This is a genomic window from Streptomyces sp. 15-116A (genome assembly GCF_025290915.1).
In the GTDB taxonomy this organism is placed as follows: domain Bacteria; phylum Actinomycetota; class Actinomycetes; order Streptomycetales; family Streptomycetaceae; genus Streptomyces.
On record NZ_JAOCQE010000303.1, the window covers coordinates 1 to 7,008 of the forward strand.

Genomic DNA, 7,008 nt, shown 5'->3' on the forward strand with positions numbered 1-7,008 from the left:
CTCCCGCCGCGTCGGCCGCGGCCGGGCCGACGCCGGGCCGCAGACGGGGCCAGAAGTCGATGATCGGTGTGCCGTTCGACGCGCACCGGACCGTCCGGGTGGCCGTGATCGGTCTGGGCAACCGGGGTTCGGGCATGGTGATGGGCTGGGCCGCCGTGCCGGGCTGCACGGTCACCGCCGTCTGCGACATCCGTCCCGACCGCGCCAAGCGCGCCGCCGACCGGCTGGTGAGCAAGGGCGAGCCGCGCCCCGCCGAGTACGGCGGCTCGGCCGAGTCGTACGCCCGGATGCTGGAGCGCGACGACATCGACCTGGTGTACGTCGCCACGCCGTGGGAGTTCCACTACGAGCACGGCCGAGCGGCGCTGCTGAGCGGCCGGCACGCCGCGGTGGAGCTGCCGATCGCGACCGAGCTGCGCCAGCTGTGGGACCTGGTCGACACCTCCGAACGCACCCGCAGGCATCTGCTGCTGGCCGAGAACTGCAGCTACGGACGCAACGAGCTGGCCATGCTGAGGATGGCGCACGACGGACTGTTCGGCGAGATCACCAACGGCCACGGCGGCTATCTGCACGACCTGCGCGAACTGCTCTTCTCCGACACCTACTACACCGACTCCTGGCGGCGCCTGTGGCACACCCGCAGCACCGCGTCGTTGTACCCCATGCACGGGCTGGCCCCCATCGCGGCCGCGATGGACGTCAACCGGGGCGACCGCATGGTGACACTCCGGGCCACCGCGACCGCGCCGCGCGGACTCGCCGACTACCGCGAGCGGTTCGTCCCCAAGGGGCACCCTTCCTGGAAGGAGACGTACATCAACGGCGATCTCGTCACCTGCATGATCGAGACGGCGAAGGGGCGGACCATCCGGGCGGAGCACGACGTGAGTTCGCCGCGGCCGTACAGCCGCATCAACACCCTCGCCGGCAGCCGGGGCATTGTCGAGGACTACGCGGGCCCGGCACCGACCGGCGCGCGCGTCTACGTCGAGCCGGACCACAGCGGCCACTCCTGGCGCGACTTCGACAGCTACCGCAAGGAGTACGACCACTGGCTGTGGCAGAAGGTGGGTGACGACGCCGCGAACAACGGCGGTCACGGCGGCATGGACTACATCCTCCAATGGCGCACCGTGCAGCTGATGCGCGCGGGCCTGGTGCCGGACATCGACGTGTACGACTCGGCTGCCTGGTGCTCGGCGGTCCCGCTGAGCGCCGCCTCCCTGGCCCGGGACGGCCGCCCGGTCGAGATCCCCGACTTCACCCGGGGCGCCTGGCGGGAGCGCAGGCCGGGCCTCGACTCGACTCCTACGGAGATGCCGCCCGTCGGCTGACGGCGGCTCGGCGGGCACCTGAGTACGTTCACAGACAGGAGTGTACGTTCGTACGCTCCTGCCTGTAGGCTGCCCCGCATGACTGTTGACGTGCTGCGCGGGCCCGCCCCGGCCGTACGGCAGGCCCGCACCGCGGTGGCCGTGCTGTTCTTCACCAACGGGGCCCTGTTCGCGAACCTGTTGCCGAGGTATCCGGAGATCAAGGCCGACCTGGGCCTCGGCAACACCGCCTACGGGCTGGCCGTCGCGGCGTTCCCGACGGGCGCCATCGCGGCCGGACTGGCGGCCGGGGTCCTCGTCCGGCGGCTGGGCTCGGCACGGGTGGCGGTGGCCTCCACCCTGCTGACCGGTGCGGCCATCCTCGCCGCGGGTCTCGCGCAGTCGGCGGTGATGTTCGCGGGGGCGCTGTTCGTGGCGGGGGCGATGGACTCGATCACCGATGTCGCGCAGAACGCCCACGGCCTGCGCGTGCAGCGCCGCTACGGCCGCTCCATCATCAACTCCTTCCACGCCATCTGGTCCATCGGTGCCGTGACCGGCGGAGCGATGGCGGCCGCGGCGATCGCCCTCGGCCTGTCCCTGGGGCAGCATCTGCTCGTCTCCGGCGTGGTGTTCGCGGTCGCCGCGTGTGTCGCCCTGCGGTACTGCCTGTCCGGCCCCGACACGGAGCCGGGCGCGGAGTCCGAGGCCGCCGCCCGCGATCAGCAGGCCGCGCAGCGGGCGGGAGCCGGCATACGCACGGGTTACGTCCTGGCCGCGCTGGTGCTGATCGCCATGGCCGGCACGCTGGTCGAGGACGCGGGCAACTCCTGGGCCGCCCTGTATCTCGGGGACCGGCTCGACGCCCCGGCGGCGCTGGCCGCGTCCGGCTACATCGCCCTGGTGGGGGCCCAGTTCGTCGGGCGTCTGCTCGGGGACCGGCTGGTGGACCGGTTCGGTCAGCGTGCCGTGGCCCGGGCGGGCGGCCTGGTCGCCGCGGCCGGCATGGGCCTGGCGCTGGGCGTCCCGACGGTGCCGGGCACGATCCTCGGCTTCGCCGCGGCCGGGCTCGGCGTGGCGACCCTGGTGCCCGCGGCGATGCACGAGGCCGACGAGCTGCCCGGCCTCAAGCCCGGCTCGGGACTGACCATCGTCTCGTGGCTGATGCGGCTGGGCTTCCTGCTCTCACCGCCGGTGGTGGGCCTGGTCGCCGACGCGACGAGCCTGCGGGCGGGCCTGCTGATGATCCCCCTGGCCGGACTCCTCGTGATCTCCCTCGCGGGAGTGCTCCAGCCCCGGCGCGCCCGGCCGGACGCATGAGTGTACGTTCGTACGCTCAGGGGTGTACGGTCCTGTCCATGGCGACGGACTACTTCGCGCAGGACCCGCGCACCAACCTCGAACGCATGCTGGCGGGCGACCTCTACATCGCCGACGACCCGGAGATCGCCCGCAGGCAGCAGCAGGCCGTCCGGCTGGCCGCCCGCTACCAGGCGGCCTACGTCGAGGACGCGGACGCAGCCCGGCCGATTCTTCAGGAGCTGCTGGGCCGGCTGGGGGACGAGGCCCATGTGCGGCCGCCGCTGTACGTCGACTACGGCAGCAACATCACCATCGGGGCGCGCACCTTCGTCAACTACAACCTGACGGCGCTGGACGTCGCGGCGATCACGATCGGCGAGGACTGCCAGATCGGCCCGAACGTCCAGCTGCTCACGCCGACGCATCCGCTGGAGCCCCAGCCCCGGCGCGACAAGCTGGAGGCCGCGCTGCCCATCACCATCGGCGACAACGTCTGGCTGGGTGGCGGCGTCATCGTCCTGCCCGGCGTGACCATCGGCGACAACTCGGTCATCGGCGCCGGCGCGGTGGTGACGAAGGACGTGCCCGCGGGCGTCGTCGCCGTGGGCAATCCCGCACGAGTGGTGCGGACCCTGTAGGACTGTCGTCATGGCGACCGGACACACCGACCCCCAGCGACGCGAACGCATCATCGCGGCCACCCTCGACCTCATCGCGGAGGAGGGCATCGCCCATGTCTCCCACCGCAAGATCGCCGCGCGCGCCGGTGTTCCCCTGGGGTCGATGACCTACCACTTCGGCGGTATGGACGAGTTGCTGCGCGAGGCGTTCAGCCGCTTCACCGACCACATCGTGGCCGTCTTCGACGCCCACCTGGGCGCCGCGGCCGACCGCGACCAGGCCCGCACCGCCGTGGCCGATCTGGTGCACAGCCTGTCGGAGGAGAGCCAGCGCGACCTGGTGCTGACCCAGGAGCTGTACACGCTGGCCGCCCGGCGGCCGGTCTACCGGGAGCTCACCCATGAATGGATGCGCCGCAGCCGGGTCCATCTGGAGAAGCACTTCGATCCGGACACGGCCCGCCAACTCGACGCGCTCATCGAGGGGCTGACGCTCCATCGGGCGCTGGCGAAGAAGCCGCACGACCGCGCCCTGACCGTCGAGGCGATCGCCCGTATCACCGAGCCCGCGGACCGGCGGGCCCGCTGACCGCCCGTGCGGCACAACGGCAAGAGGCCCGCACCCCCGAGGGGGTGCGGGCCTCTTGAAACGGTCCGTGTGGGACGCGGGGACGTCAGACGAGAACGATGTTCTCCGCCTGCGGGCCCTTCTGGCCCTGCGTGACGTCGAAGCTCACCTTCTGGCCTTCGTGCAGCTCACGGAAGCCCTGGGCGGCGATGTTCGAGTAGTGGGCGAAGACGTCGGCGCCGCCGCCGTCCTGCTCGATGAAGCCGAAGCCCTTTTCCGCGTTGAACCACTTCACAGTACCGGTGGCCATATTCATACTCCTAGACAGTTTCGGGCCCACACCGTGCGGGCCTTCACATCGCTGTAGATGATTACCTGCCCGGGATAAATCCGCTAACGCAAAGGGCAACCACAACTGCAACTGACGCCAACCCTAGCATGAAATATCGTGCAGTCGAGGGAGGCCGGATTCACCGGCGAATTCCTCCCACGGCGACCGACGAGAAATCTGCCACCGGACGCGACTCATTTCTGGTGCGGCGAGGACAGGTTTTCACTCGCCGGTTTCGTCGGCCGTCCCCGCCGGGCCGCGCGTCTCCGCCCGGCCGCGGTGCGCCGCCTCCAGCTGGTCCTCCAGGTCGACGATGCGGCTGGCCGCCTCGATGGGCGTCCCCTGGTCGACCAGCTCCCGAGCCCGGGCCGCGATGCGCAGCTGATGGCGCGAGTAGCGGCGGTGCCCGCCTTCCGACCGGCTCGGAGTGATCAGCCGCGTCTCGCCGAGAGCGCGCAGGAACGCGGGGGTGGCACCGATCAGCTCGGCGGCCCTGCCCATGGTGTACGCGGGGTAGTGGTCGTCGTCGAGCCGTTCTCCGGCCGGCGGCCGGGCGTCGGTGTCCGGCCTGTTCTCCGAGGGCATGTGCACCTTTCCGCGGGCCCACCGGGAGACGCGACCCGCCACGGGGGAAGCTGGTTCTTCCCCGCAGGACAACTCTAGTCGCGCCTACAGCTTTTCTGTCGCGGCGAGCGGGACGGGGCCGGAAGTTTTCCGCCGGCCGGCCGTCCGGCGGGTGACGGCCGCCACGCCGGGGCGGACCGGGTCGCCCGGAGCGCGCCGCGGGTCCGGGTCCAGGGCACCTCGATGCCGGCGGCACGCCGGTGACGCCCCTTCTCCCTCCCCTTCTCTCCCCGGGACGTATTTCCGTGGTCGGGAACGGGAATTTTTGGTGGACGTCCGGAATATTCCCGCCCTGCGCCCCGGTCGGGCCCCGGGCCAGGTGAAATTGCCGACCGTGCACCGGCGATCACGCCGTGATAGTGTCGAGATCAGTTGCAGTCGTGGTTGCCAGTACGTTTTCCGACGGGGTGATCATCGCGGCGACCGGAGTTCCGTACGAACGGGCTCCGAACACCGTTCCGAAGGAGAAAAAAATGGCAACCGGTACCGTGAAGTGGTTCAACGCGGAAAAGGGTTTCGGCTTCATCGCGCAGGACGGCGGCGGCGCTGACGTCTTCGCCCACTACTCGAACATCGCCACCCAGGGCTTCCGCGAGCTGCAGGAGGGCCAGAAGGTGAGCTTCGACGTCGCGCAGGGCCAGAAGGGCCCGACGGCCGAGAACATCGTTCCCGCCTGACCCTCACGCATACGCACATCGCAGCTGGGGCCCGCACCTTCGGGTGCGGGCCCCAGCTCGATCCTTTTCCGGGCGCCTCGACGCGCCCCCCTCCCCGGTTCGTTCTCGCGATACTCCGCGCAGCATCACCGCGCGATTTCCTTGATACGTGCCGCATCAAGGAAGTCTGAAGGTCTCGCATGAGCCGAGCACGCACACCCCGCACCCCTGCCCGCTCCGGCCGCACGGCGGCCGGCTTCTCCGGCGGGCCACGCCGCGCCAAGGGCATCGGACGTCAACCGGCCGCCCCGCAAGTGGAGTTCGCCCTGCCGGTCACGACCACGCCGGCCCTGCCCGCCGTCGAGTCGTTCGCCGACCTCGACCTGCCCGCCCCGATGCTGGCCGCTCTCGGCCACGAGGGGGTGACCGTCCCGTTCCCGATCCAGGCGGCGACCCTGCCGAACTCCCTGGCGGGTCGTGACGTCCTCGGGCGTGGCCGCACCGGCTCGGGCAAGACTCTTGCCTTCGGCCTGGCGGTCCTCGCCCGCACCGCGGGCCGGCGGGCGACGCCCAGGCAGCCGCTGGCCCTCGTCCTGGTGCCCACCCGTGAACTCGCCCAGCAGGTCACCGACGCCCTGACCCCCTACGCACGCGCCGTGCAGGTGCGCCTGGCCACCGTGGTCGGCGGAATGTCGATCGGCAAGCAGGCCTCCGCGCTGCGCGGAGGGGCCGAGGTCGTCGTGGCGACGCCGGGACGGCTGAAGGACCTGATCGACCGGCGCGACTGCCGGCTCGACGAGGTCGACATCACCGTCCTCGACGAGGCCGACCAGATGACCGACATGGGCTTCATGCCGCAGGTCACCGCGCTGCTCGACCAGGTGCGCCCGGGAGGACAGCGGATGCTCTTCTCCGCCACCCTGGACCGCAACGTCGACCGGCTGGTCCGCCGCTACCTCAGCGACCCGGTGGTGCACTCGGTGGACCCGTCCGCAGGCGCCGTCACCACGATGGAACACCACGTACTGCATGTGCACGACACGGACAAGCGCCGTACCACCACCGAGATCGCGGCCCGGGACGGCCGGGTCATCATGTTCCTGGACACCAAGCGCGCGGTGGACCGGCTGGTCAAACACCTGCTGAGCAGCGGCGTGCGCGCCGCGGCCCTGCACGGCGGCAAGTCCCAGCCCCAGCGCACCCGCACGCTCACGCAATTCAAGAGCGGGCAGGTGACCGTGCTGGTGGCGACCAACGTCGCGGCGCGCGGTATCCACGTCGACAACCTCGACCTGGTCGTCAACGTCGATCCGCCCACCGATCCCAAGGACTACCTGCACCGCGGCGGCCGTACGGCCCGCGCAGGCGAGTCCGGCAGCGTCGTCACCCTCGTGACGCCGGATCAGCAGCGGGACATGAGCCGTCTGATGGCCGCGGCCGGCGTCAGGCCCCGGATCACTGCCGTGCGTTCGGGCGAGGCGGAGCTGAGCCGCATCACCGGGGCGCGGGAGCCGTCCGGTGTGCCCGTGGTGGTCAACGCGCCCGTCGTCTCCGCGAAGTCGTCGCCGAAGTCGTCCTCCGGCTCGTCGTC

At 71.1% G+C, this 7,008-nt stretch carries 8 protein-coding genes; 6 read left to right on the top strand and 2 right to left on the bottom strand.

All coding sequences use genetic code 11. The features are described from left to right. The 4 genes from N4P33_RS30375 to N4P33_RS30390 form a co-directional block, all read left to right on the top strand. Window positions 1–1,337: Gfo/Idh/MocA family protein (locus N4P33_RS30375; protein ID WP_260830153.1), on the top strand; the 1,337-nt coding region annotated here is incomplete at its 5' end. A 78-nt stretch (window positions 1,338–1,415) separates the two neighbouring features. Continuing rightward, window positions 1,416–2,636: an MFS transporter gene (locus N4P33_RS30380; protein ID WP_260830154.1), complete on the top strand. Its 1,221-nt coding sequence runs from the start codon at window positions 1,416–1,418 to the stop codon at window positions 2,634–2,636. A gap of 38 nt (window positions 2,637–2,674) precedes the next feature. Further along, window positions 2,675–3,256, top strand: coding sequence for a sugar O-acetyltransferase (locus N4P33_RS30385; RefSeq protein WP_260830155.1), 582 nt, complete (start codon window positions 2,675–2,677; stop codon window positions 3,254–3,256). A 10-nt stretch (window positions 3,257–3,266) separates the two neighbouring features. After that, window positions 3,267–3,827 (top strand): TetR/AcrR family transcriptional regulator, encoded by a 561-nt coding sequence (locus N4P33_RS30390; RefSeq protein ID WP_260830156.1) that lies wholly within the window; start codon window positions 3,267–3,269, stop codon window positions 3,825–3,827. Between the two features lie 85 nt (window positions 3,828–3,912). Here N4P33_RS30390 and N4P33_RS30395 read toward each other — a convergent pair whose 3' ends face one another. Next, window positions 3,913–4,116 (bottom strand): cold-shock protein, encoded by a 204-nt coding sequence (locus N4P33_RS30395; RefSeq protein WP_260830157.1) that lies wholly within the window; start codon window positions 4,114–4,116, stop codon window positions 3,913–3,915. 243 nt (window positions 4,117–4,359) lie between these two features. Beyond that, complete coding sequence (locus tag N4P33_RS30400; protein WP_260830158.1) at window positions 4,360–4,722, bottom strand: helix-turn-helix domain-containing protein; 363 nt, start codon at window positions 4,720–4,722, stop codon at window positions 4,360–4,362. 512 nt (window positions 4,723–5,234) lie between these two features. Between N4P33_RS30400 and N4P33_RS30405 the strand changes: the two genes are divergently transcribed. Further along, window positions 5,235–5,438: a cold-shock protein gene (locus N4P33_RS30405; RefSeq protein WP_161148376.1), complete on the top strand. Its 204-nt coding sequence runs from the start codon at window positions 5,235–5,237 to the stop codon at window positions 5,436–5,438. A 179-nt stretch (window positions 5,439–5,617) separates the two neighbouring features. Beyond that, window positions 5,618–7,008: DEAD/DEAH box helicase (locus N4P33_RS30410; RefSeq protein ID WP_260830159.1), on the top strand; the 1,391-nt coding region annotated here is incomplete at its 3' end.

Coding starts and splice junctions, on each gene's coding strand:
- N4P33_RS30385 (WP_260830155.1), top strand. CDS start 2,675: ATGGCGACGGACTACTTCGCGCAGGACCCGCGCACCAACCTCGAACGC.
- N4P33_RS30395 (WP_260830157.1), bottom strand. CDS start 4,116: ATGGCCACCGGTACTGTGAAGTGGTTCAACGCGGAAAAGGGCTTCGGC.
- N4P33_RS30380 (WP_260830154.1), top strand. CDS start 1,416: ATGACTGTTGACGTGCTGCGCGGGCCCGCCCCGGCCGTACGGCAGGCC.
- N4P33_RS30400 (WP_260830158.1), bottom strand. CDS start 4,722: ATGCCCTCGGAGAACAGGCCGGACACCGACGCCCGGCCGCCGGCCGGA.
- N4P33_RS30405 (WP_161148376.1), top strand. CDS start 5,235: ATGGCAACCGGTACCGTGAAGTGGTTCAACGCGGAAAAGGGTTTCGGC.
- N4P33_RS30390 (WP_260830156.1), top strand. CDS start 3,267: ATGGCGACCGGACACACCGACCCCCAGCGACGCGAACGCATCATCGCG.